Origin of the sequence: Cytobacillus sp. BC1816, assembly GCF_051353635.1 — a bacterium.
GTDB lineage: Bacteria > Bacillota > Bacilli > Bacillales > Cytobacillaceae > Cytobacillus > Cytobacillus oceanisediminis_C.
In genome coordinates, this window is record NZ_CP195611.1 from 3,091,104 (window position 1) to 3,115,169 (window position 24,066).

The window sequence follows — 24,066 nt, forward strand, 5'->3', positions numbered from 1 at the left end:
GCAGCCTCCCGGGGCTGCTTTCCTTTTGTCATTCTCATACTGTGTATTTGACCAGTAAAGTTTGTATTCTAAGGTTTTTCCAGTAATAGAGCAATTCCTTGCCCACCGCCAATACACAGTGACGCAAGCCCATATTTCACATTCCTTTCATTCATCTCCACTGCCAGTGAATAACTGATTCGGGCCCCACTCGTTCCAACCGGATGTCCCAGAGCGACTGCTCCTCCATTCACATTGACGACTTCCTGATCCAATTTCAATTCTTTGATCACAGCCAATGACTGTGCCGCAAATGCTTCATTGATCTCAATTAATCCAATATCATTCCAGCCCAGTCCCGCTTTTTTCAAAGCGATTTGCATAGCAGGGACAGGACCAATCCCCATTGTTTCAGGATCCACACCGGCAATCCCCCAGGAAACGATCCGAGCCAGCGGCTTTTTGCTGTGCTTCTTGACGTAAGATTCACTAGCCAGAACAACAGCAGCCGCTCCATCATTGATTCCGCTCGCATTCCCTGCCGTTACAGTTCCATCCTTTTTAAATGCTGTTTTTAGACCGCTCATTTTTTCAACATTTGTATCCGGCCGAATATGTTCATCCAGATCTACCACAACTTCTTTCTTTTTTTGCTTAACTGTCACGGGCACGATTTCTTTTGCAAAGCGTCCAGATTCAGCTGCTTTTGCCGCTTTTCTATGCGATTCCACTGCAAACCGGTCCTGCTCTTCTCGCGAGGTCGAATAGCGCTCAGCGAGATTTTCAGCCGTAACACCCATCCCATAGCCAATATAGGAATCTGTTAAAGTTCCCCAAAGCATATCATCAACTGGAGGTGCCCCACCTGGAGATCCCCAGCGTGTATGGCGAAGAACATGCGGTGATTGGCTCATATTCTCTGTTCCTCCCGCAAGTGCCACCTCCGCATCTCCGTGTAAGATGGTCATGGCACTCGATACAATCGCCTGCATCCCTGAACCGCAAAGCCGGTTCACGGTTAATGCGGGGGTACTCTGAGGAATACCGCTCTTCAGACCGATATGACGAGCTAAATAGGAGGATGATTGATTCGTATGAATGACATTTCCAAACGTAACATCCTTAATATCCTCCTCTGACACTTGACTACGTTTTATCGCTTCTTTTGCTGCGTGGACAGCAAGATCAATATCGGTTATGTCTTTAAATGATCCTCCGAATTCAGTAAAAGGTGTGCGTGCACCATCAAGTATATAGATTCCTTGCATAAAGATTTCCTCCTTTAAATGTCTATTAAATACCGCCCGACCGTTCTTTCCTTTCACACTCTTTCTTGCTGCTTTGATTTTAATAGCATCTGGTCAATGAGTTTCTCATCTCTTTCAAAGATATAATCATCCATGCTTCCATTTGGATAAGTAAAGAATCCTTCCCCATTCTTAACTCCGAACTTACCTGCCTCCACTTTGCTGGTAAGTGTAGGATATTCCTTCACATCTGAAGCAATGGCAGGCTGAAGCTGTTCCATCACCTTGATCCAAACATCCAGACCGCCGAAATCCATAATCTCCAATAGGCCGCTTTGTGCCAATCGGAATCCTGGACCATAGGCTACAGCCCGGTCAATATCCTCTTTTGTTGCAACATCATCTTCAAGAAGACTCAAAACTTCTCTGGCCATCGCAATTTGAATTCGGTTCGCAACAAGGCCAGGAAGCTCTTTTTTCACATCAATCGTGACTTTTCCGCATTGAGTTAAAAGTTGCTTCACTTTCGCATACACTGCCGGGTCGGTCTCATCCGTCTGAAGCATTTCAACAAGCGGGACAATATGGGCAGGATTGAACCAGTGTGTCAGCAGGCTTCTCGAACGATGCTTCTGAACATCGCGAATAATGTCTGATAATTTTAAGCTTGATGTGTTGGAGACGAAGATCGTATCTTCCGGAAATAATTCATCCATTTCTTTAAAAAGACGCTGTTTCACTTCAAGGTTTTCAACTACGCATTCTGTGACTAAATCGGCTTCTGCTGCGTTTCTTAAGGAAGTGGTAAACGTCAACTGTTTCATAATTTTATTAGCACGAGCATATTGCACTGGATCCTTCCGATGAAAGATTTCCGCGTACTTTTCGATCTTTTCTTTCGCTTTTACAAGTGCATCTTCAGATTGGTCAACTAAAATAACATTTTGATTGTTTTGAGCAAATTGAAAGGTAATGCCATATCCCATTGTGCCAGCACCAATAATGGCAATTTGTTTAAACATAGTCATTACATCCTTTCTTAATAGAATAATGAGGCAATAATAATAGTCGGGATTGCAGCTATAACAGGAGCAATAACGGCGGTTGCAAAAATATGACGATAAGCATCTTTATGAGTGAGACCGACCACTGCCAGAATCGTAATAACAGCACCATTGTGCGGAAGTGCATCAAATCCGCCCGACGCCATAGCGGCAATTCGGTGGAGAATTTCTGGATCCAGACCCATATCAAAATAGGTTTTTCCGAGCGTTTCCATGGCAATGCCAAGTCCCCCTGAAGCCGATCCAGTAATTCCCGCAAGTAATGTAGTCGCCAGGTATAATGAAATTAACGGAGACCCCGGTATACTAGTTAGCCAATCAGATACAACCGCAAACCCTGCAGTTACCGTACCCCACATCAGCACTTGTATTAACGATTGGCAGAACCGTATTCGTGGCACCAACATTGATAGTCTTGAATTTCTTCTCAATAAATGGCCAAAACAGCACAAAGCAGACAGCTACTGACAACATTAGGGTTAAAAGGATATCGAGCTTAAAGGCATTCAAAGCAACAAGTAAAAATACGGGTGGAAGGATGCTGACAAATAAAGGAGGCAGTTTTTTATCAGCATACTGATCTGTCATTTCCCGCTTTGGATTCTTATCCGGATTTTTCATATTGCTGTAAGTTTCTCCACGACTTTCTGCACGTTTTAATGCAAAACGCAAGTACCACACATTGATGATAATGACGAGAATCGTAGCAATGATCCCAAGCAGCGGGGCTGCCGTAACCGTTGTACCGAAATATTTAGTGGGAATGATGTTCTGGATGGAGGGGGTTCCTGGTGTCATCGTCATCGTAAAGGTCGCAATACCAAAAAAGAATGCGCCGACAAATAAGTGCCACGGTACTTCCAGCTCTTTGAATAATGGCTTTGCGATCGGAAGCATCGCGAAGATTACCACAAAAACATTGATCCCGCCATAAGTAAGAATGGCACTAATAACCACTACGGCGATGAGGACTTTAAACTTGCTTTCACGTCCAATTATCCTCAAAAGTGCTTCTGCAATTTTTCTCGCTGCACCGCTGTCTTCCATGAACTTGCCGAAAAGAGCAGCAAAAAGGAATATCAAATAATAGTTTTTCGCAAAGTTAATGAATCCTGCCATATAACTTTCCTGCATCCCTTCAAGAAAAGGCATGCCATTTAACAGGATGACAATAATACTCGCAATCGGAGCAATAATGATAATGCTGAATCCGCGCAAGGCCATGAAAATTAAAAGCCCCAACGATAACAGGATTGTAAAGACACTCCACAATTCCACTCCTTTTCCCCCTTTTAAAATAAAAATCTCTTAATCTATTTTTATTTTCTTAATAAATTCTTTTGGATTTTCCCTATAGAGGTTCTTGGGAAGTCATCCACAAATCGGAACTCCTGCGGAACTTTAAAATAGGATAGACGATCTTTACAGAATTCATAAAGCTCATCTGATGAAACCTGTTTTCCTTCTGAGCATCTAATATAGGCTATAACTGCTTCTTCCCGCAATGAATCCGGTTCCCCGATCACGGCGCACTCTTCCACGGAATCGTGGTTTGATAGAACATTCTCAACTTCTATGGAAGAAATATTTTCCCCAGCACGTTTAATCATGTCTTTGTTCCGGTCAACAAACCAAATAAATCCTTCCTCATTGTAATAGCCTTTGTCCCCTGTATAAAGATAGCCATTCTGCAATGTTTTGGCTGTAGCCTCTGGATTCTTGTAATAACCTTTCATAAGAGATGGACTTTTAATAATGATTTCTCCAACTTCCCCAGGGTTCGCCACTTTGCCATCTTCCCTAACAATCTTTATTTCATGGCCCAAGCCTGGCTTCCCAATCGGGACAATCCCGGAAGCAGGGTCCGTAATCATTTCTTCATGAAGAGGTGTAACAATGTTAGTGGTGATCGATTCTGTCATGCCATACCATTGATAGAGCTTAATACCAAACCTTTCCTTAAATTTGACCAAATCATGATGGGTGATAAATAAACCATACCCAGCTTTGCAAAGGGTATGCTCCTTTTCAGCTGGATGGTTTGGACATTCAAGCAGCATTTTAATAACAGTAGCCACAAGACTTGAGACGGTTGGGCGATACCGATTTACATCATCCCAAAATGTTGAAGATTTAAACCGTTCCAGTAAGATAATGGTTCCACCAGCAGCAAGCATGGCCATGGAAGTATAGTACTGTGAGTTGGCATGGAATAGCGGCAAAAAGATTAGATAGCGATCTTCTGAAGTCAGCTGCTGATAAAGGACAGATGAATGACCTGCAAACAAGTAATTTTCATGTGTAATGAGCACACCTTTGGGCTTTGCAGTCGTTCCGGAGGTATACATGATGCAGGCAACATCATCAGGGTCAATCGGTTCATCCGATGGGGTGAACTGGCTTGCCTCCTTCTCTCTTTTCCAATTCTCTTCATCCTTTTGAATAAAAAGGAGAGATAGATCTTCTGCCACCATCAAATGCTGCTCATTAACTAGGTTCTCTTCATAAATAAATCCCTTTGAATCAGAGTGGCTTAAGAAATACTCCAATTCAGAAGGTGTCGAAGCTGTGTTGATCGGCAACAGAATAGCACCGATGGCCGCACAGCTGAACCAGGTCTCGTAAAACAACGGAGAATTGGAGAGAAAAGCAGCGACAGTATCACCTTTTCGTATTCCTCTATCCAACAGCCAGCCCGCCATCTTTTCTGTTCGATTGAGGAATTCACGATAGGTGATGGATTCATCTTTAAAAACAATGAATTCCTTATCAGGATATCTTTCTGTTTGTTTTTTCAGTAATGAGTGCAATGTCAAGTTTCCGTACGTAAGCAAAATAGATCCACCTTTCTTTTTTTTGAATACGCTTTCAAAATAGTAAGTGTTTTATATAGACTATAGTCTTTAATTGCTATTTTACAGACTGTAGTCTATGTGTCAATATTTTTTATATTCAGAAATCAACTCATTTATGTTCATTGTCCCAAAATCTTAGAATTCTAGATTATAATTTTAAAAAATAAAAAGGCCCCTCTTGGGATGCCTTTTTACTTTTATTCTTTTACTTTTTTAACCCTCTGATTACCGCGTCAAATAAAAACCTCTGTTCATTTTGCAGCGAAAAAGCACCTTTATTGATCCCCCAGTCATAAAGAATTCCTCTTATGGTGCGGGCAAAAATGTCAACCATTTCCTCTGTGGAAAGATCCGTACGTAACTCCCCATTCCGTTTTCCTTCGTCACATAACTTTCCTAGGATTTGATAAAGCGGTCTGTCAGGTATTAAGAAAAAACTTTCTGCTTCAACATTAAGCTCGTGCTCATATATGGTTCTTATAACATCCCAGCCAAGATTCAACTCAATATACTCCATCTGCTTGAAGAAAAACCATCCGAGTTTTTCCTCTGCAGAGTTGAATAAATGAAATTCCGGTTCTAATTTCTGCACATAATATTGGTCAACTTCCTGAAACTTTTCAAAGAAAATATCATGCTTGCTTTTAAAATGATTATAAAATGCGCCTTTGGACGTTTGGGATTTTTCAATGATTTCATCAACAGTCACATTGCTGAAGCCCTTCTCCTGAAACAATTCCAATGCAATTTTTAAAATTCTTTTCTTTGTCTCCAATGCTTGCAGCTGCCTTTTATTCACCGGACTATCATTCCTTTTCAGAAAATTAAATATAAACTTGACAAATAGACTACGGTTTGCAAAACTACATTCATAGACTATAGTTTATATATTCTCAATTGATCCATACTTCGTCAACCTGTTTTCTATGTAAATGTAAGCGCTTTATTAAAAGCCTGTTACCAAAAAATAGGCGGAAGATTAAATTTAAGGAGGATTTAGATGTTAAGAACGATTTCGCAGAGTTTTAAAGTTGGTGTTGAAAAGTATTTACCGAATGCCTTCATCTTTGCCCTGCTACTGACCCTAATTGTTTTGGCAATGGGTATGATTATGACTGGTGAAAGCTTCTTTGGCATGGTTGAACACTGGTACAACGGTTTTTGGGGCTTTCTAGCTTTTACAACACAAATGATCCTGATCATTATAACTGGATATGCGCTCGTTAAAGCACCGCTTGTCCAGAGATGGGTTCAAAAAGGAGCGACCATTCCTAAAACACAGAAGTCAGCAATTATAATTACGATGATTGTCGCTGCTCTCGGCGGTTATCTTAGCTGGGGATTAGGATTCGTATTAGGAACACTCTTTGCAATGGAAGTAGCTAGAAACGTCCAGACAGCAGACTTTCGAATTCTCATCGCTGCAGCTTACACCGCAACAATCGCCATACTCCCAATCAGCATTACATTGACTGCACCTCTCCTAGTGAATACTCCACAGCACTCCTTAGAAGAGAAAATCGGACTAATACCATTAACAGAAACAATCTTAAGCCCGACCATGCTGTTTGTGGCATTAGTCGGCTTGGCAGCTGTCATTTTTGCCTATATAAAAATGATGCCTAAATCGGATGAAGTCGTTCCATTTTACAGAAACGATGAAATCGCCGCCAGCTTGGAAGCATCTCCTGTTACAGTTGGAGAAACTCCAACTATTGCAGATCGATTGGATAATAGTAAAGTTTTAAACTATCTAATTGTTGCAATTGGTGCGATCTGGCTATTTATGTATTTCTCAAAAAGTGGGTTCAATCTCAACCTTAACATTCTGAACTTTGGCTTTATTATTCTTGGCCTGGCCTTACATGGTTCTCCAAAAAGCTATATTAGCGCGATTACCAGCGCCATGCCTTCAGCCGGCGGAATCGCCCTGCAATTTCCTTTCTACGCTGGAATCATGGGGATGATGATCGGCTCTGGTTTAATTGTAATGATATCAAACGGCATTGTGGCTATTTCAAATGAATTCACTTTCCCGTTTTTTAGTCTGTTGTCTGCTTCTATTGTTAATATTTTCGTGCCTTCAGCCGGGGGCCAGTGGCAAATCCAGGGCCCAATCATGGTTGAAGCGGCACAAACCATGGGAATCCCTGTATCAGTAGCAATCAACACTGTCTCCATAGGAGATCTAGTAACAAACTTACTGCAGCCCTTCTTTGTTCTCCCTGCTTTAGGTTTGTCCGGGTTATCTTTGAAAGATATTTGGGGATATTGTTTAGTATCGCTTATTATTTTGTTTGTGATTGCTGTGGTTGGGGTTACTTTTATTCCGATGATATTTTAACCACCAAATTGAATGATAACAAATGGCCTTACAAATAGCCTGCTTGCTTTAATCCCTCCATTGCAGTCGCGACTTGCTTCTTCAGTGGTTTCATCATTGAATACAGGCGGGTGGCAGGGGTGTGAAAAGAAAGAAAAGCTTACGGGTTTGCTTAACGTTGAGTAAGTGACATTATAGTGGATGTAAGGTCCTGCCATTTACAAAATGTAAGTTTATTAATTTCAAACAAAACTCGCCGTATATAAAAGAAAACAATAATCAATTTTTCAGTCCATTGACACTCCTAATCTTTCCGGATTTTTGGTATATTAACAGATGAGAATATTTGGAAGGGGAGAAAAGAATGAATGAACTAGTGTTTAAACAGTTTGAGAAGACAAGAGGTTATTTTATTAAAAAGATCGAGTCAGTATCAAAGGATGTAGCAAGTATACAGCCAGACGGTTTTAACAACACGATCCATTGGCATATTGGCCATGTATTAACGGTCTGTGAACAGTTTATGTTCGGCTTTCCCCGCAAAACGACCCATATCCCTGCAAACTATATTGAATTATTTGGAAACGGTACAAAGCCGGCTGATTGGAAAGGTGATATACCTGAAACAGATGAGCTCATTATACTGCTGAAGGATCAATTGGCCCGAATCCAGCAAATTCCAGCTGAACGGTTAAATGAAAAGCTGGATAAACCATTTTTGGGACTTGAAACCTTTGGTGAATTAGCCGAATTTGCGTTGTTTCATGAGGCAAACCATTTGGGGCATATTCAAGCAATGGAACGGGTTATTCATCATACTGGAGTAAAGAACTAAAAAAGAAAGATCATTTTAATTTTAGTCTTAAAAGTGACAAAGGGTGCCCATCGATATTACGTACAGCACCATTGGGCATCCTTTCTTATCTAATCTCTCGTCCCCAGAACATCTGTATTTGGCGGTTCATACCCTAACTGGCGGGCCATCGCCATTATCTGTCCTTTGTGATGGTATTCGTGAGTGACAGTATGCATAAACAGTTTTCGAGGAGTCATTGAAATCTCCTCAGTTGATTCTCTCCAAGGAATAGGCTGCACGATTGACTCATCCATTTTTTGAGAAAATGACTCAAGAACTTCATACACATAAGCATCTGCTTGTTCAAACAGTGTCCTGATTTCCTCGATACCGATTGTCGGAATGTTTTCTCTAGGCGTGATAGGCTTCTTCGTTTTTAATAAAACAAATGATCCTAGCCAGCCATGATAACAATTCGCTACATGAACAAGTGTGTCACGCATACTCTGCCAGCCAAATCCCATTTCACACGTAAAATCTTTTGGATCCATTTTACTGCAAAAGTCCAAAAGCACTTCTCGATTCTCTTTGACCAATTCATATTCTTTCCGCTCCATTGTATCCTCCTCTTTTCTTTCTACTCTTTACTTTGCCTTGAACCCCTGGACTTTTCGAATATAGATGATCTGTCCAATATGATAAGTGTTATGTGTGCACAAATTTGATAACGCCCCCCACCAAAGCACATCTACAGGAAAATGGGGGATTTGTTCATGCAATTTTGATTCCGTGGCTGCCTTAATCTCATTTTGCCGCTTAGCTAATCCCTCGTCTAATCGTCGTACAAGTTCTTGCCATTTCATTTCGGTAAAATCTTCAGCAGAAAACCAAAAACACTTAAACCGCCTTAGCCCTATGGAATATAGAGCTAAAGCCGGCTAAAGCTTTTTTATTATTTCTACTGTCTACTTGACAGGGGACAGATCACATGAAAATGCATTACTAAACTAAGGGACAGGCACTCATTACTGCTCCTTTTCCTTAAAAAACAATTGTTTTGTTTTCATGAACAATAATCCGGTCTTCTAAATGCCATTTAACCGCTCTGGCAAGAACACTTCGTTCAATAGAACGTCCGCTCTTTTTTAAATCATCTATATGATCCCGGTGGTCAACACGCTTGATATCTTGTTCAATGATTGGTCCTTCGTCAAGATCGTTTGTAACATAGTGAGACGTTGCCCCAATTATTTTTACTCCGCGCTGATGGGCTCGATCATATGGCCTCGCACCAACAAATGCAGGAAGAAAAGAGTGATGAATATTAATGATCTTGAATGGATGAGCCCCAACAAAGGCTGGCGTCAAAATTTGCATATATCTTGCTAAGATGATTAAGTCAATATCAAATTCTTTTAAAAGCTGCAGCTGTCTTTCTTCAACTTCCTCTCTATTTTCTTTACTTGCTGGTAGGTAAAAGAATGGAATATGCAAGGATTCTGCAATTTGTCTTGCTTCCTCGTGATTGCTCACAATAAGAGCGATGTCGGTAAGCAAATCACCACTTTGGCATTCCCATAACAGCTCACGTAAACAATGAAGTTCTTTTGATACGAAAATAGCTGTCTTCTTCAATTCATAAACAAATGCTAATTTCCATTCCATTGAAAATGTTTCTGCGATTTCCTTAAATTGACTCTTCAATTCTTCTTCCTTCGACTGTAAACCAGGACATTCAAACTCGATTCGTATAAAAAAGGTGCCACCCTCTGGATTTGTCGAATATTGACTCGATTCAATAATATTAGCATCATGCTGGAACAGAAACTTGGATACAGCAGCCACAATACCCGGTTGATCAGGACAATTGATAAGCAGCCGCCCCCTGTTTTTTTGACTTTCTCTAAATACTTGAAGTTGATCTTGAATAGATGAATTCATATGAATCTCCTTTTTTAATTTTAATAACTATAATAGACTTATTGGTTTGGATTTAAAAGCATATTTTTATTTTTTATAAAGTTATTTATTTGGGTTTATGGGATAGTAAACATGGAGTAATGCTGGAACTTATAGATGAAAGAAAGCCAGCTCCAAGTGATGGAAACTTCCAGCATGCAGATACATGTCAAAAACGGTTCCCTTACTTTCTTCCCGAAAGCAAAAGAACCGTCCCTCGTTTCCTATACTCACATTCCAAACTTCTTCAGCCTTTTATAAAAGCTACTTCTTGGGATGCCCAGGAATTTTGCTGCTGCTGTTACCCCTGACATACTTAACTTTCTTGTCATGAAAGCCTTTTGCAATACAGTGACCATGTCCGCGAGGGTGCTAGTTATGCTGTCCTTGTCATTTAAATGTGCACTAACCCCAACAGCGACAGCTTCCTCCACAGCATATAAATGAACAAATCCCGGTAAGATTCGCTTTGCAAACAACTAATGAACTCTTCCTCAAAATTTCGGATTTCAACCATTTTTGATACATCCACTGGGCTTTTTCCTTCGTTAAAGCTACATCTTTACTGCTTTACAATGCTTTCATTTTTTCAGCCTCCTTGGAAAAATAGATTTCATCTAACTTAATTGCAAGAACCGTGCCATGAACCCAATGCTCTAATTTCAACACTTCAGGGTAATTTATGCTCAAAAAAAAGTAGACAAATTAAGACAGTGTCTCGATTTGTCTACTTTTGTTTCAATTAAAAGGTTTTCTATTTTTTCTTACATTTAAATGATGTAGGTTTTGGCAGTATGTTTACTAATTTCTCAATGAAAAACTGTATAAACGTATACTTATACGTAAATGCCAAGCAGTGCTTATTGTATTAACAGGGCGGGTCAGTCAAATAGGACAGGTAGGTTAAAAAAGATTTGACCACTAGCTAATGGGGAAATTTAGTGTAATCTAATTCCCTATCTGTATAAATGTGACATCTAAGGTTAAATTAACTCAAAAATGTTCTATTTTCGGGAGGATCTAAATGAATTATTTTGAAACATTATTTGATACCATTAAACCTTTTTTAGATGGTGAAAAAAAGCCATTAAATACATTAGAAGCAAGTAATTTATGGTTATATGCAGGAATGGGTCAAAATACATTACGACTTGAGGAAGTTTGGATAAATACAGTTCAAGATAATGAATTTAAAGAGATAATTACGAGTGTTTTCCATGTTCATAAAGAAATTGTAAATGATTTAAATGAATTTCTATTGCAAGAAGGTGTACCATTACCCAAACCTAGTGCACCTAAGCCAATAGCTGATTATCAGTCTATACCTGATGGGGCAAAGTTTACGGAGCAGGAAATAGCTAATTTATTATCTTTTAACCTTCTTATTGCCATGACTCAAGGAATGAGAATAATAACGGAATCAATACGCGCAGACGTGGGATTTATGGTCTCAAAGTTTTTACTCAAACATATATCCGTTTCAATACCATTAAAACAACTTATGTTAGAACGTAATTGGATTATGGAAGCTCCTCCGTATATAAATAATTTCAAGTGAAAATTCTGTTGAACTCACGATATAAATCAGCTGCCAAACCAGGCGGCTTTTCTTATTTCTAACGGGGCAAAAGAGTTTAAAAAAGGGCAGTATCCTTGCCGGGACCCTTGACATAAACGATTTAAAGCAGAGGTTGGGGACCTTTTTGGTACCCAACACATCGCAAATGATATTTTCTCTATAAGAACCCCGTTATCAGAACCCAATTTCTTCTTCTCTTCCACGATGCAGGTTTATCAAATACCATCTTGTGATCCAAACATGCCTGTTTCTTACCTCCTGCTTCTTTCCCCAAGATTTATTCCGATTCCCATATAGATAACCGCAATTAACAGCATTAATGAAACCGGAAGCATGATCTCACTCCAGTCAGCACCAAAAAGAGCAGCATCCATCATCGCTTCAAGTGCATAACCCATAGGGAACAGGTCCGCAATAAAGGTGAAAACTGGATTATCCATTACACCCGGCGGCACATACACACCGCTGATAATCGGGATAATGGGGATAACAGATGGATAAACCATATTGAACTTTTCCGGCGTTTTGGTAAAGCCGGCAACCAGCATAGCCAGGCTTACGCTGCTTAATGTAAAGACGGCGGCAATCGTCAGAATAAGGGAAAGCGGCCCTATTTCATAGTTCATCACATATTCGAATATCAGAAAAACAGCGGCCATTTGAAAAAATCCAATGAAAAAGCTATACAGTAAATGACCGGTATACATATTGGTTTTACTTACAGGCGAAAGGTTCAGACGGTTCCATACCCCGCTGACTTTATCCGCATTTATGCCATTAACCTTAAATCCAATAGTGAACATGGCAATAAATAAGGTAAAGCCAAACAGCAGCTGGGTCCCCATATTATGGCTGGTCAATTCTCCGCTGTTCACGCTTTTGGTTTTAACGGTCAAGGGCGGCTTTTCCAGGTAGCGGTCGATTTCTTCTCTTAATTCTGCTGTATCAGCTGAACCTGCGATCGCCTGAAGCTGTGCTTCCTCCGTAAATACTTTATGAACCTCCTGCTCTATGAGCTGAATATTGGGCATATCAGATGCGGTTATTAGGCGATAATCCTGTTCCATTAATAGAATCGCAACATCCCTTTTTCCCTCTCTAACCTGTTCACGTGCTTCCCCTTCTTCTGAAATAACATATTCGGTATTTTCATTATCCTTATTTAATAACTTTACCCATTTTTGTTCAATCTCCTCTGCATTTGGGCCAGTGGCAAACACAGCAACAGTGGTATTTGTCTGCCAGGCTGAGTTTCCAAAAATGAGAGTAGCTAAAATGCTTAGGCCTATAAATGTCAGGATTAGGAGCGGCTTTCGTTTGTCCTTTAGAAATTGAGCGTAAAACACTGGATACATCAGCTTCGCCCCCTTTTTGGAAAGATTGACACACTGATGGCAAAACAAATGATAAATACACCCATTAGAAAAATAATCGGGAATAGCAAGTCATTGAAATGGCTATATTGAACCCATTCAATAAGGGCTGTCTGTGTCAGGCCATTCGGGGTCCATTCGCCGATTTTTTGAATGGGCTCCGGAAGTCCTTCAAGCGGGAAGAAGCTTCCGCCCAGAACGCCAAACCCCATAATGACCAGGGTAGATATACCACTTGCTGCGTTGGTGTCGCTTAGATGGAGTGTTAGAGCCGTAAATAAAGCGGAAAGTCCCCCTACCGTTAAGGCAAATGCGATCAGGACAACCATTAATCCCGCCCAAAACGTGAATGATTTATCAGGGAATACATTTAACAGCAATTGAACAACCGTCAGGGTAATGGCGAATTGAAGAATGGCGAGAATAAAAGCGGATACCGTTTTCCCAATTAAGAAGGACAACGGATGGCTATTCGTTAATAAAATCCGATTGAACACCTGCTCCCGCTTTTCTGTCATCGTTTTTAACGAAACCGTTTGAGCCATAAATAAGGCAAAAAGGGTGCCGATTGCGATCGTGAAATATTGGGAAATCGTATACGCATCCGCACCATCATCCCCTTCAACCACTTCCTTTCCACCCTTCGGCAAAATGGGTTCTGCCGTGGCCTGGACTCCTTTACTCCCAAGGGCAAATTGCGTATTTACCGTATTAATAAAGCTATGGACGACCTCTTGAAGGGTGCTGACCTCAGCCGATTCCTCCTCCGCTAAAATGGTTACGGATCCTTGAGATGTATCCCCTAATAGAACATGTGATAGCGATTCGAACGTAAACCCTTCTGGAATTTTAATAATCGCATCCAGTTCCCCGTTTTCCACTTGTTCCGCTGCTTCCTTTTCACTGAAGTCCTTTACAGTCACCCATTCCTTCAGATCAGAGCTGTTCAGAAAATCATGAATAAGCTGTACAGGATCAAGCTTATCTGCTTCTGCAAGTACTGCACTTTTTTCTTCAGATGATAATCCCTTCGCTTCCACAGCAGCAGCAAATTGCTCCTTCCCCTTCTTCACATCATCCTCCTGCACCACTGAAATATCTATTTGCATGGCTTTTTCATCCTTAAAAAGGCCTGAAAAGGCAAAATTCAAGATCACAATGATTAGGATGGGGAGCATTAAAGCCATTAAGATCTCTTTGCGGTCTCTCCAGAAAACGAGAAGATCTTTTTTAATAAAAGCGCCCATTTTTCACCTCTCCTTAATCCCGCAATGTTTTCCCTGTCAGGTGCAGAAAGACGTCCTCCAGGCTGGGAATTTCTACTTGATAGTTCATGATTTGAATGCCTTCTTTTTCAGCAGCATGCACGAGGCTGCTTAAAAGATGATGATTCTTTTTCGCCAGAATGCGGAGCCCTTCATTCGTTTGTTCCACTTGAAGGACATCCGGCAGTGTTTTAATTTTATCCGTGAATGCTTCACTTCTCTTGCTGAGCTGAACCCCGATGGTATCTTCACTGGATAAGATGCTCAGCAATTCTTCCTTGCTGCCAGTTGCGATAATTTGCCCATGATCCATAATGTAGACCCGATTGCATAATTGCTCGACTTCCTCCATGTAATGGCTCGTGTACAGGACGGTAGTGCCTTGGGTCTGATTTAATTCCCGAACGGTTTCTAATATATGGTTTCGTGACTGGGGGTCAATGCCGACAGTCGGTTCATCGAGTATGAGGATTTTTGGGTTATGCAGCAGCGCAGCAGCGATGTTGATTCTTCGTTTCATTCCGCCGGAAAAGGTTTTAATCAGCTCCTTTTGGCGATCCTTTAAGCCGACCATATCCAGCACTTCCTGAATACGGACTTCCAGGCTCTCTTTCTCCACCCGGTAGGCTTTTCCGAAGAACTTCAGATTTTCATAGGCTGATAGCTCCTCGTATAACGCGATTTCCTGTGGTACTACCCCCAGAACTTTTCTGAGATCAGAAGGGTTTTGAATCGTGCTTTTCCCGTCAAGCTTCACATCCCCGGAAGTCGGCTTAATGAGGGATGCAATCATAGAAATTGTTGTTGATTTACCTGCGCCGTTTGGTCCAAGCAGGCCGACTGATTCGCCTGTATGCAGGTATAGGTTAATTTCATCCACCACTTTTTTATCTTTAAAGCTTTTTGTCAGTTTTACTGTTTCGAGCATGGTTCCACACTCCTTTATTGAGTTATACCTTTAAAATATAAAAAAGGAAACAGCATCACTACTGTCTCCCGTCACGAGTTATGTATTTCGCCATTACTTTTATCATTTTTTCTGAATTAGACAAGGTTATGGCGGATGGCATAGATGGCGAGCTGTGTCCGGTCTCTTAAATCCAGCTTCGTCAAAATCTGGCTTGTGTTATTTTTTACGGTACCTGTGGAAATGGCAAGCCGTTCTGCGATTTCGTTATTGCTGAGCCCTTCCCCAATACACTTTAAGATGGCCCGTTCCCTTGGTGTTAGAGAAGGATCCGGTTCCTTGGTGTCTTGCTGTTTCATTAATTGAGGGACGACCTTTGCAGCCACCCCTTCTTCTATGGATAATCCGCCTTTTAGTGCACTTCGGATTGAACGAAGCAGTGAATCCGTGTCCCCGTTTTTTAGGATGTAGCCGCTCACGCCTATTCGAAGCGCCTCCATGACATAATTATCGTCATCGAAGGTTGTCAGCATTAGAATCTTGGTTTGTGGCCAGCGGGATTGGATTATTTTCGCCGCTTTTAATCCATCCATAACAGGCATGCGGATATCAAGGATCACAATGTCAAATTGCCTTTTTTCACAAAGGGCGATGGCTTCTTTGCCGTTATCTGTTTCGCCTGTGACTTTGAACTCAGGTTCGGTTTCAATCATCATTTTCAAGCCCTGTCTTACCATTACCTGGTCTTCTGCCAGGAGTATTCGAATCATGGTTATCACCTCTATTCTTATAGATTGTCTTTGAAACTTGCTCGTTGATTTCCGCTGCAGGTACTCGCTTTCCACGGGGCGGGCGCTGAGCCTCCTCGACGCTATGCGTCTGCGGGGTATCACCTGTCCCGCTGCTCCCGTAGGAGTCTCGCACCTTCCGCTTCAATCAACTCAGTGATTATACTTAAATGAGCGCTTAAAAGCCTTTTCGAGAACTACCTTATTTTAATGAATCCGTTAACTATGAAATGTCCTTCAGTTTGGTACACCTTCAAACCACCATTATGCTTCTCTAATCGCTGCCTCATTTGGCTTAGTCCGAAGCCTTCGTGATAGCCATCCGTTCCAGTGGATGGGTTCCGAATTTCGAATCGAAATATGCTGCCGCCTGGTGCTTCGAAGGTGATTTCTGCTTCTTTTGCATCACTATGCTTCATGATATTGGTTAATGCTTCCTGGACTGATCTGTAGATCACAAAGGATTGTTCACCAGTCAACGGGGCAGAAAAGGCACCGTATTTGACAGAGAAATGAATGTGCATCATATTTTCCAATTCGAGCCTTCGAATTAACCGCAGGATGCCTGGTAGCCCGCCGGTGTCATTTGCCTTTAGAGATTTTACGGCCCTGCGTGTTTCGTTGAGGCTTTCGTTAGCGAGTTCCTTTAATGATTCCACTCTTTTCTGTTCGTGCTCAGAGGTTTGCAGACGAAACATTTCCAGCTGCATGATAAGGGCGGTCAGCTTATGGCCAACTGAATCATGGATTTCATGGGCAATCAGGACCCGCTCCTCTTGCCTGGCAAGCTCCTCCTCAGAGACAGCTCTCCGTTTTAGATCGCGAAATTCACTGAAAATAGCTTCGTGGCGAGCTTCCAAATCCATCAGATGATCCTTGTTTTTTTTATAATGGATGAGAGCAAGCAAAAGGAATATGATATATACAGTTATGAAAGTCTGAAGGAACCAGCCCAGATTACTATGTAAAGTGGTCAACCCTAATGCGAATGCACCAATTGCCCCATTCACAATACTGTATCGAAACGGAAGGCGATAAAAGCCCTCAGCGATTAGAAGGGAAAGGATGAGAATAAGAAAGGGATTAAATTGATCATTGTAGGGAAATAGGGTTGCTGCTGCAATAATCGTATTAGTACCTAATATGAACAATAAAACAATTGGCTTTTTCTCGATTAAAGGAACGAGAAAAAAAAGCAGGAAGTAAAATGATACTCCAAATATGTATACTGGTAATTGGTTTATAGGAAGGTTAAGATAAGCAATAGCAAAAGGCCAAACAACCACATTTAATAGGATCCATAGCCAGTAGGATTTCATATTATGACCCCATTTCTTTAGGGTTTACAACTGTAAATTTTATCATTTAATAACCAAATTAACCATATTTTGTTCTTACAGACAACGCGGCTCAGATATTATATAAATAAAATTACAAGTCTTATTGTAATACATCCTTTTATTAAAAGGTCGAATGCTGCATTTCAACTCCACAGCCGTTTATAGATAGTTAAAAAACAAACTTTTCCTAGGCCATTACATAATAAGTACCACGTAGGTTGTGTACAATTTAAGGAGCACCTCTGCTCTTTGTCACAAAAATACTCCTTTACTCGTTTTATTTTTGCAGCCTTTTGCTTTGAATCAGCATTTGGCAGAATAAGATTGGAAGTGAAATGATGCAGGAAATGTACATGCAATATAAAGGATTGCTGTTTAAACTCGCCTATCAATTGACAGGATCTGCCTCTGATGCAGAGGATGTTGTGCATGATGTTTTTTTGAAATTATATGATGTTCCTAAAGAGAAACTATCTGAGCCTAAAGCTTATCTTTGTAAAATGGTCACAAATCGATGTTATGACTTACAAAAATCAGCGCGCAAAAAACGGGAGCAGTATTTTGGAGAATGGCTGCCAGAGCCCCTATTTCAATCGGGTTCGAATGATGAATCCATAGAATCAGTCGAGCGCGGTGATTTATTGTCTTATGCGATGATCGTACTTCTTGAACGGCTTACACCAGCAGAGCGTGTTGTTTTTGTTTTGCGAGAGGCACTGGGCTTTGACTATGAGGAAATTGCAGAGCTTATGGAAAAAAGTACGGTGAATTGCCGTAAACTGTTCAGCCGTGCCCGTGCAAAAATGGGGATTACCTCTGAAGAGCTTGTTCATACTGAATCAGCCCCGAATGAACTGATTACTGACTTTCTGGCAGCACTCAAACAGGGGAACATGAAGCGAATGGTCTCTATGCTTGATCCTAATGTTATACTGGTCTCTGATGGAGGAGGAAAAGCAAAGGCTGCTATTTTTCCAATTAAAACGAGTGATCACGTTGTTCGCTTTCTTCTCGGCGTTTTACGCAAAGCATCAACGATTGAGGGAATTCCGCAAATTGAAATCAGGCAAATTAACGAACAACCTGCTTTTATACAACGTTCTAATGAGGGCATTCATACGGTGGGAATCATTCATACAGAGGGAAATTTGATCCGGAACATATACATTGTCCGAAACCCAGACAAACTGAAGCATACCGGGATATAAACAAAGACTGCATCCGTGTTCTGTTTATAAGGAGACCGATAAGATGGTCACTTCCATCTTACCGGTCTTTTTTTGTACGGCTTAAACTATAGAAGCCCATGATAATTACGGGTTTATACCACTCATAGTCCAGCTTTAGTCAATCCAAAAGCTGCGTCAGCAGAACCCGGTTCCGTTTTGAAAGCTATGCTGATACGGTTCCAGGCATTGATTGCCATGATGGAGAAGGTAAGATCTGATAGTTCTTTTTCTGATAGCTGCTCACGAACACTTTCATAAATATCATCAGGAACACCGTGTGCCGGCAGCTTAGTCAAAATCTCTGTCCATTCAAGCGCTGCACGTTCGCGTGGGCTAAATAGAGTGGATTCGCGCCAAATCGGGATATGATAAAGGCGAAGCTCTCTCTCGCCATGGATTTTTGCCTCCTTGATATGCATATCCAGGCAAAATCCGCATCCATTCATTTGGGAAGCTCTAATGTGGACCAGATGACGGATTTTTTCCTCAATTGAACTTTCCTTCTCTGCATTGCTCAGTGCCATCATCTTGTTAACAAATTCCGGAGATTGCTGCATGTAATTAATACGTTGTGTCATATTTTTGTACCCCTTTTCTTTTTAATTTAATTTTAGTTGCAAGTAATCTAAGACTATAACTTTTTGACGACCTCAAACTTAAGCTTATTTAATGTTTCTAGGTGTCATCGTTTTCTGTTTAACATTCTCCCTTGATTTGTTGCACCACCCTCCCTTAATCCTGATCATAAATATAACGATGTTGGGTTTCTTTTTGTGACACTCGCGATTTAATTAATTAGTTCACTAATTTACAACAGGTTTCAGTTAAGGCCCATTTTTGTCAAATGTCAACCAGATTAAAAATAAGTGCATGTAGGGCAAGTCATGGGTTAAAACATGGTCGTTAGGTTTCTAAGGGTAAGAAAATGCTAAAAAGATTTTTTAATATTGTTGGTTGGTGTTTTAATAAATTGAGGTCATTAATGAACAGTAGTATGATGGGGGTTAAATAAGAGATCGAATAACATACAAAGTGATTAAAATAGCTTGTTACCCGATATTTTTTCCTGAATTATATCGGGTAACAGATAAATACAATAAATATAAATTACAGGAATAAAAATTTGAGTTTCATTCTAATAAAAATGCTCCTATTTTCATTCTCCAATTTTAACTTGTTCCTTCGGTGATTTATAAAGATCTGAACATTTCCCCGCTTTTAGAATAAAACTGTTAGAGTGTTCTCGAAATCTATTTCTTAATTCATGACCAATTTTTATTACATTATCAAGATCAATTCCTGTGCTTATTCCCATTTCCTGAAACCCGTGAACAAGATCTTCAGTTGCGATATTTCCGCTTGCATTTGGTGCATAGGGACATCCCCCAAGACCTGCAACTGCACTATCAAAATCTTTTATCCCGGCTTCCAACCCAGCAACGGAATTCGCGAAAGCCATGCCTCTAGTATTATGCAGGTGCAAGGAAAAATTAAAATCAGGAAACTGAGACTTTAATCTTGAAACTAGAGTTTTAATTTTTACTGGATTAGCCATACCAGTAGTATCTGCTAATGAGATGTCCTTAATTCCCAATTCCTCGTACCGCTCACATATTTTGATATGTCTTTCAACAGGGACATTTCCTTCATAAGGACATCCGAACGCAACAGAAATGGAACCTCCAATGTAAACATGTGAGCCTTCAGCAGCTTTTACGAGCTTCTCAAAACCCTTCATTGCTTCAAATGTTGTGGAATTAGCATTGCTTAAACTATGTGAGTCTGTGGCAGAAAGCATTAACTTCACTTTATCAACATTTGCTTCAATTGCTCTTTCCAGCCCTTTTAAGTTTGGGACGAGGGCTCGGAATTTAACTCCTTGAACACGTTTTATTTTAGTTAAAACAGCACTCGCATCACTTAGCTGAGGTATTGCCTTCGGATGTACAAATGAAGTTACCTCAATTTGCTTAAAACCGCACATTATTAATCTATTAACATAATCAACTTTTTCTTCTGTCGGAATGACTTCTGGCAAGCTTTGAAAACCATCTCTAGGACACACCTCTGTAATAGTCACTTCAGTTGGATAAGACATGCTTTAGCGTCTCCTCCCTTTTTCTATTTTAGATAACCTTCTTTTCTTTAAGCTCTTGAACTCTAGTTTCATCCAATTCAAGAATCCCCTTAAGGATTTCTTCCGTGTGCTCGCCTAAATCCGGTGCAATCCGATAGACTGATCCAGGAGTCTCAGAAAACTTAGGAACAATTCCTGGCATTTTTATCTTCCCCAAACGCGGATGGGCAACTTCAATAATATTTTCACGTTCTTTTACATGCTCATCATTAAAAATATCTTCGATAGATTGAATTGGGCTTACTGGAACACCATATTCATCGAGTAGTCCCTGAAGTTCTTTTCGGGTCATCGTTTTAACCCAGTCCGCAACAATGCCATTCGTTTCTTCAAATCTTTTAAGACGCTCTGAATTTGTATAATATCTTTCGTCTTCAAGCATATCTTCACGCCCCATTGCTTTAGCGAGACGATTAAATGTACGGTCTGAACTTGTTACGAGCACCACCCAGTGACCATCCTTGGTTTGAAAAGTTCCCGCAGGACTTGAATGTCCGCTTAATCCAGGTGATCTCTCTTTTACAATCCCATTTTGATCGTAGTCAGCAACCAGAAACTCCATCATTCTAAACATAGCTTCATAAAGGCCAATATCTACATATTGCCCCGTACCGTTTTCATGGCTATCCCGGTAATACAAAGCTGTTGATGTAGCAAAAGCTACGTAAATACCGGTAATATAGTCTAATAATGAAAATGAAGGGCTGATTGGAGGGCGATCAGGGTATCCATGAAGGTATGTAAATCCACTATAAGCGGTCGCAGGTGTGCCAAACCCTGCCTTGCTTGAATTTGGACCAGTCTGTCCATATCCTGTTACTCGAATCATGATTAGTTCAGGATTTGCCTTTTTAAGCTGCTCATATCCTAAATTCCATTTTTCAAGTGTATTTGGCCTAAAGTTTTCGATGACTACATCCGATTTCATTGCCAATTCTTTTAAGATTTGCTGCCCCTCTTCTGTGTGCAAATCTAAAGTAATCGACTTTTTATTTCTTGCAAGTCCAGGCCAGCGAAGTGGTTCTTCCCCATGAAATGGTCCCATTTGCCGAAGAGAATCTCCTTTTTCTGGCATTTCCACTTTTATAACTTCGGCACCAAAATCCCCAAGTAAGGTGGCCCCAAATGGTGCTGCAATCATCGTTGAGAGATCTAATATCCTAATACCAGCTAACGGACCTTTTGAGTTCATACTCATAGAAAAACTCCTTTAATAATGTCTTTTATTTATCAGAAAGACCAATAGAAAGTAACGAGCGTCTATTGGTCTCCATCATTACACTCATACAATTATTTCCTGATCAATTTTTGTTCTTTTTTTGCTTTTTATAAGTCTAAATTGATTTACGACGACTAATGCAAATAAAGAGATTCCAATAATATCTGTTACTAGACCACTCTTAATAAGGCAAAGTGCTGAAATCCCCATAATAACTTGCTCTAGAATCGTCATCCGGATTAACAAATATTTTTCCATTACAGATCCTACACATAACACTCCAATTAATGCCGTTACTAATGAAGGCAAGAGTTCTAATAGTGTGGAATCTGGAGACCACAACAAGTTAGGAGAATAAATAAACATGTAAGGAATAATAAACCCTACTATCGCTAGTTTTAAAGCTGAGAATCCGGTTTTATTCGGATCACTGCCTGCTATTCCAGCAGCAGCAAACGCTCCAATTGCAACAGGCGGCGTTACTGTAGAAAGAATACCGTAATAGAAGACAAACATATGTGCATAGATCGGCTCAATTCCCAATGAGACTATTGCAGGAGCAGCAATGGCACTAGTCAGAATATAATTGGCTGTTGTAGGAAGCTCCATTCCAATTAATATTGCAAGGATCATAGTAAGGATTAAAGTGGTTACTAAATACCCTCCGCTCATTTTTAAGACTGCTGCTCCCATTGCCAAAATAGCACCGGATAATGATGAAACACCGATAACAATACCGATAACCGCACAAGCTGCAGCTACAGGGATAGCATTTATTGCACCCGATTGTAATGCTTCTATCAATTTTTTTAAATTAATTCTGGTGCTTTTCCTAAATGAACTGAAAATGATCGCTAGAACAATCCCCCATACACCAGCATATAAGGCGTCATATCCCTCAATTAAAAGATAAACCAAGCCCGCGATTGGAAATAACAAATGTCCTTGTTCTTTCATTACATCCTTTAATCTCGGAAGTTCACTCTTATCCAGTCCCTTTAAGCCCATCTTCGAAGATCTTAAATGAAGAATCACCAGAATGCCTGAAAAGTAAAGGATAGCAGGGATTAATGCGTATCCAAGAATATGGACGAATGGAATTCCAAGGCTATCTGCCATAATGAAAGCGGCTGCCCCCATAATTGGCGGCATGATTTGACCTCCTGCCGATGCAGCTGCTTCAACTCCGCCTGCAAAATGAGGTTTAAAACCGATCTTCTTCATCAAAGGGATCGTGAAAGTACCTGTTGTTACGACATTGGCGGAGGTGCTGCCGCTAATAGTTCCCATAAAGGCACTTGAAATAACTGATACCTTAGCGGGACCGCCTTTTGTATGACCTGCTATCGCCATGGAGACATCATTGAATAACTTTGACATTCCTGTAACTGATAGAAATGCACCAAATAAGATGAACAGGAAAATATAGGTAGCAGAAACACCCAGAATCTGCCCATAGATTCCTTCACTCGTTAAGTAAAGGTGCTGAACAATACGATCAAGTGAAAAGCCGCTATGCTTTAAGGGACCAGGTATCATTGGGCCCATAAAGATGTAAACAATAAATATAAACGCAATAATAGGCAGTGCCTTCCCAATTGCCCTTCTGGCAGCTTCAATGACCATTAGGATATTGACTATCCCCACGTAAGTATCAAGCGGGTTAGACAGCCCGCCCGTACTGATATATTGAGGGTATCTCCAAACGAGATAAAGCGTAGTGCCTGTTGCCAATATTAATAAAGTAAAATCAAAGAAGGTAACTTTATTCTTTGGAGATTTCTTAGATGCAGGAAATAATAAGAAGACTAATGTTAGAATAAAACTCAAGTGAATACTTCGTTGGATTAAAGGAGCGAATGTGCCAAATGCCGCTGTATAAAGCTGAAAGAGAGACAGCAGTATGGTCAATATAGTGATGGAGACTTTCCACTTTCCAGTGAATTGCCTTCTTTTGCTATTTAGCTTTTCAACTACCTTTTCAGCATTTCCCGTTTCCATTTATT

23 protein-coding genes and 1 pseudogene are annotated in these 24,066 nt (G+C 40.5%); 4 read left to right on the forward strand and 20 right to left on the reverse strand.

What is annotated here, in order from left to right; translation table 11 throughout:
- Positions 1-68: 68 nt before the first annotated feature.
- The 6 genes from ACR42H_RS15770 to ACR42H_RS15795 form a co-directional block, all read right to left on the reverse strand.
- Positions 69-1,247, reverse strand: a complete 1,179-nt coding sequence (locus ACR42H_RS15770; RefSeq protein WP_436371722.1) for a thiolase family protein — start codon at positions 1,245-1,247, stop codon at positions 69-71.
- 53 nt (positions 1,248-1,300) lie between these two features.
- The gene (locus ACR42H_RS15775; protein WP_436371724.1) at positions 1,301-2,248 is read right to left on the reverse strand and encodes a 3-hydroxyacyl-CoA dehydrogenase family protein; all 948 of its coding nucleotides are present in this window, start codon (positions 2,246-2,248) and stop codon (positions 1,301-1,303) included.
- Positions 2,249-2,265: 17 nt separating this feature from the next.
- Positions 2,266-2,649 carry a hypothetical protein gene (locus ACR42H_RS15780; protein WP_436371726.1) on the reverse strand — a complete coding sequence of 128 codons (384 nt, stop codon included), beginning with the start codon at positions 2,647-2,649 and terminating at the stop codon, positions 2,266-2,268.
- Complete coding sequence (locus ACR42H_RS15785) at positions 2,609-3,568, reverse strand: GntP family permease (protein WP_436371728.1); 960 nt, start codon at positions 3,566-3,568, stop codon at positions 2,609-2,611. Before ACR42H_RS15785 ends, ACR42H_RS15780 begins: the two co-directional genes overlap by 41 nt.
- Positions 3,569-3,609: 41 nt before the next feature.
- Positions 3,610-5,124, reverse strand: coding sequence for a class I adenylate-forming enzyme family protein (locus ACR42H_RS15790; protein WP_436371730.1), 1,515 nt, complete (start codon positions 5,122-5,124; stop codon positions 3,610-3,612).
- A 226-nt stretch (positions 5,125-5,350) separates the two neighbouring features.
- Complete coding sequence (locus ACR42H_RS15795) at positions 5,351-5,944, reverse strand: TetR/AcrR family transcriptional regulator (protein WP_071155415.1); 594 nt, start codon at positions 5,942-5,944, stop codon at positions 5,351-5,353.
- Positions 5,945-6,145: 201 nt separating this feature from the next.
- Between ACR42H_RS15795 and ACR42H_RS15800 the strand changes: the two genes are divergently transcribed.
- A complete protein-coding gene (locus ACR42H_RS15800) occupies positions 6,146-7,489 on the forward strand; it encodes a short-chain fatty acid transporter (RefSeq protein WP_436371732.1) in 1,344 nt (447 codons plus the stop codon).
- Here ACR42H_RS15800 and ACR42H_RS15805 read toward each other — a convergent pair.
- Positions 7,486-7,686 carry a hypothetical protein gene (locus ACR42H_RS15805; RefSeq protein WP_436371734.1) on the reverse strand — a complete coding sequence of 67 codons (201 nt, stop codon included), beginning with the start codon at positions 7,684-7,686 and terminating at the stop codon, positions 7,486-7,488. The two genes, ACR42H_RS15800 and ACR42H_RS15805, sit on opposite strands and share 4 nt — an antisense overlap.
- Before the next feature lie 146 nt (positions 7,687-7,832).
- Here ACR42H_RS15805 and ACR42H_RS15810 point away from each other — a divergent pair, with 146 nt between their 5' ends.
- On the forward strand, positions 7,833-8,303 hold the full coding sequence (locus ACR42H_RS15810) for a DinB family protein (RefSeq protein WP_436371736.1): 471 nt from the start codon (positions 7,833-7,835) through the stop codon (positions 8,301-8,303).
- Between the two features lie 89 nt (positions 8,304-8,392).
- On the opposite strand, the gene ACR42H_RS15815 is transcribed toward ACR42H_RS15810, so the two are convergent.
- The 4 genes and pseudogenes from ACR42H_RS15815 to ACR42H_RS15830 form a co-directional block, all read right to left on the reverse strand.
- Positions 8,393-8,881: a DinB family protein gene (locus tag ACR42H_RS15815; protein ID WP_436371738.1), complete on the reverse strand. Its 489-nt coding sequence runs from the start codon at positions 8,879-8,881 to the stop codon at positions 8,393-8,395.
- A 424-nt stretch (positions 8,882-9,305) separates the two neighbouring features.
- Positions 9,306-10,205, reverse strand: coding sequence for a formyltetrahydrofolate deformylase (gene purU, locus ACR42H_RS15820; RefSeq protein WP_436371740.1), 900 nt, complete (start codon positions 10,203-10,205; stop codon positions 9,306-9,308).
- Between the two features lie 248 nt (positions 10,206-10,453).
- Positions 10,454-10,582, reverse strand: a complete 129-nt coding sequence (locus ACR42H_RS15825) for a helix-turn-helix domain-containing protein (protein WP_347876532.1) — start codon at positions 10,580-10,582, stop codon at positions 10,454-10,456.
- Positions 10,560-10,751, reverse strand: a pseudogene (locus ACR42H_RS15830) (thiamine pyrophosphate-dependent enzyme); the annotation flags it as partial. The gene ACR42H_RS15825 and the pseudogene ACR42H_RS15830, both read right to left, overlap by 23 nt.
- 496 nt (positions 10,752-11,247) lie before the next feature.
- Here ACR42H_RS15830 and ACR42H_RS15835 point away from each other — a divergent pair.
- A complete protein-coding gene (locus tag ACR42H_RS15835) occupies positions 11,248-11,781 on the forward strand; it encodes a DUF3231 family protein (RefSeq protein ID WP_436371742.1) in 534 nt (177 codons plus the stop codon).
- 272 nt (positions 11,782-12,053) lie between these two features.
- On the opposite strand, the gene ACR42H_RS15840 is transcribed toward ACR42H_RS15835, so the two are convergent.
- The 5 genes from ACR42H_RS15840 to ACR42H_RS15860 all read right to left on the reverse strand — a co-directional run bounded on the left by ACR42H_RS15840 (position 12,054) and on the right by ACR42H_RS15860 (position 17,454).
- Positions 12,054-13,157 carry an ABC transporter permease gene (locus tag ACR42H_RS15840; protein WP_436371744.1) on the reverse strand — a complete coding sequence of 368 codons (1,104 nt, stop codon included), beginning with the start codon at positions 13,155-13,157 and terminating at the stop codon, positions 12,054-12,056.
- Complete coding sequence (locus ACR42H_RS15845; RefSeq protein ID WP_436371746.1) at positions 13,157-14,422, reverse strand: ABC transporter permease; 1,266 nt, start codon at positions 14,420-14,422, stop codon at positions 13,157-13,159. Before ACR42H_RS15845 ends, ACR42H_RS15840 begins: the two co-directional genes overlap by 1 nt.
- Positions 14,423-14,435: 13 nt before the next feature.
- Entirely contained in the window at positions 14,436-15,368 is a 933-nt protein-coding gene (locus tag ACR42H_RS15850) for an ATP-binding cassette domain-containing protein (protein ID WP_436371748.1), read from the reverse strand.
- A 116-nt stretch (positions 15,369-15,484) separates the two neighbouring features.
- The gene (locus ACR42H_RS15855) at positions 15,485-16,117 is read right to left on the reverse strand and encodes a response regulator transcription factor (RefSeq protein WP_436371750.1); all 633 of its coding nucleotides are present in this window, start codon (positions 16,115-16,117) and stop codon (positions 15,485-15,487) included.
- A 215-nt stretch (positions 16,118-16,332) separates the two neighbouring features.
- Positions 16,333-17,454 (reverse strand): sensor histidine kinase, encoded by a 1,122-nt coding sequence (locus ACR42H_RS15860; RefSeq protein WP_436371752.1) that lies wholly within the window; start codon positions 17,452-17,454, stop codon positions 16,333-16,335.
- Positions 17,455-17,813: 359 nt separating this feature from the next.
- Between ACR42H_RS15860 and sigJ the strand changes: the two genes are divergently transcribed.
- Positions 17,814-18,683 carry an RNA polymerase sigma factor SigJ gene (gene sigJ, locus ACR42H_RS15865; protein ID WP_436376963.1) on the forward strand — a complete coding sequence of 290 codons (870 nt, stop codon included), beginning with the start codon at positions 17,814-17,816 and terminating at the stop codon, positions 18,681-18,683.
- Positions 18,684-18,805: 122 nt separating this feature from the next.
- Here sigJ and ACR42H_RS15870 read toward each other — a convergent pair whose 3' ends face one another.
- From ACR42H_RS15870 to ACR42H_RS15885, 4 genes are all read right to left on the reverse strand, one after another.
- Positions 18,806-19,282 carry a carboxymuconolactone decarboxylase family protein gene (locus ACR42H_RS15870; RefSeq protein ID WP_436371754.1) on the reverse strand — a complete coding sequence of 159 codons (477 nt, stop codon included), beginning with the start codon at positions 19,280-19,282 and terminating at the stop codon, positions 18,806-18,808.
- A gap of 578 nt (positions 19,283-19,860) precedes the next feature.
- A complete protein-coding gene (locus tag ACR42H_RS15875) occupies positions 19,861-20,802 on the reverse strand; it encodes a hydroxymethylglutaryl-CoA lyase (protein WP_436371756.1) in 942 nt (313 codons plus the stop codon).
- A gap of 28 nt (positions 20,803-20,830) precedes the next feature.
- Positions 20,831-22,039: a CaiB/BaiF CoA transferase family protein gene (locus tag ACR42H_RS15880; protein WP_436371758.1), complete on the reverse strand. Its 1,209-nt coding sequence runs from the start codon at positions 22,037-22,039 to the stop codon at positions 20,831-20,833.
- A gap of 84 nt (positions 22,040-22,123) precedes the next feature.
- The gene (locus ACR42H_RS15885) at positions 22,124-24,061 is read right to left on the reverse strand and encodes a TRAP transporter permease (protein WP_436371759.1); all 1,938 of its coding nucleotides are present in this window, start codon (positions 24,059-24,061) and stop codon (positions 22,124-22,126) included.
- Positions 24,062-24,066: the final 5 nt, after the last annotated feature.

What these genes read in the sequence shown, in the direction of transcription:
- ACR42H_RS15770 (WP_436371722.1), bottom strand. Translation starts at nt 1,247, where the DNA reads ATGCAAGGAATCTATATACTTGATGGTGCACGCACACCTTTTACTGAA.
- ACR42H_RS15775 (WP_436371724.1), bottom strand. Translation starts at nt 2,248, where the DNA reads ATGTTTAAACAAATTGCCATTATTGGTGCTGGCACAATGGGATATGGC.
- ACR42H_RS15780 (WP_436371726.1), bottom strand. Translation starts at nt 2,649, where the DNA reads ATGTGGGGTACGGTAACTGCAGGGTTTGCGGTTGTATCTGATTGGCTA.
- ACR42H_RS15800 (WP_436371732.1), top strand. Translation starts at nt 6,146, where the DNA reads ATGTTAAGAACGATTTCGCAGAGTTTTAAAGTTGGTGTTGAAAAGTAT.
- ACR42H_RS15805 (WP_436371734.1), bottom strand. Translation starts at nt 7,686, where the DNA reads ATGGCAGGACCTTACATCCACTATAATGTCACTTACTCAACGTTAAGC.
- ACR42H_RS15810 (WP_436371736.1), top strand. Translation starts at nt 7,833, where the DNA reads ATGAATGAACTAGTGTTTAAACAGTTTGAGAAGACAAGAGGTTATTTT.
- ACR42H_RS15815 (WP_436371738.1), bottom strand. Translation starts at nt 8,881, where the DNA reads ATGGAGCGGAAAGAATATGAATTGGTCAAAGAGAATCGAGAAGTGCTT.
- purU (WP_436371740.1), bottom strand. Translation starts at nt 10,205, where the DNA reads ATGAATTCATCTATTCAAGATCAACTTCAAGTATTTAGAGAAAGTCAA.
- ACR42H_RS15825 (WP_347876532.1), bottom strand. Translation starts at nt 10,582, where the DNA reads ATGGTCACTGTATTGCAAAAGGCTTTCATGACAAGAAAGTTAAGTATG.
- ACR42H_RS15835 (WP_436371742.1), top strand. Translation starts at nt 11,248, where the DNA reads ATGAATTATTTTGAAACATTATTTGATACCATTAAACCTTTTTTAGAT.
- ACR42H_RS15840 (WP_436371744.1), bottom strand. Translation starts at nt 13,157, where the DNA reads ATGTATCCAGTGTTTTACGCTCAATTTCTAAAGGACAAACGAAAGCCG.
- ACR42H_RS15845 (WP_436371746.1), bottom strand. Translation starts at nt 14,422, where the DNA reads ATGGGCGCTTTTATTAAAAAAGATCTTCTCGTTTTCTGGAGAGACCGC.
- ACR42H_RS15850 (WP_436371748.1), bottom strand. Translation starts at nt 15,368, where the DNA reads ATGCTCGAAACAGTAAAACTGACAAAAAGCTTTAAAGATAAAAAAGTG.
- ACR42H_RS15855 (WP_436371750.1), bottom strand. Translation starts at nt 16,117, where the DNA reads ATGATTCGAATACTCCTGGCAGAAGACCAGGTAATGGTAAGACAGGGC.
- ACR42H_RS15860 (WP_436371752.1), bottom strand. Translation starts at nt 17,454, where the DNA reads ATGAAATCCTACTGGCTATGGATCCTATTAAATGTGGTTGTTTGGCCT.
- sigJ (WP_436376963.1), top strand. Translation starts at nt 17,814, where the DNA reads ATGCAGGAAATGTACATGCAATATAAAGGATTGCTGTTTAAACTCGCC.
- ACR42H_RS15870 (WP_436371754.1), bottom strand. Translation starts at nt 19,282, where the DNA reads ATGACACAACGTATTAATTACATGCAGCAATCTCCGGAATTTGTTAAC.
- ACR42H_RS15875 (WP_436371756.1), bottom strand. Translation starts at nt 20,802, where the DNA reads ATGTCTTATCCAACTGAAGTGACTATTACAGAGGTGTGTCCTAGAGAT.
- ACR42H_RS15880 (WP_436371758.1), bottom strand. Translation starts at nt 22,039, where the DNA reads ATGAGTATGAACTCAAAAGGTCCGTTAGCTGGTATTAGGATATTAGAT.
- ACR42H_RS15885 (WP_436371759.1), bottom strand. Translation starts at nt 24,061, where the DNA reads ATGGAAACGGGAAATGCTGAAAAGGTAGTTGAAAAGCTAAATAGCAAA.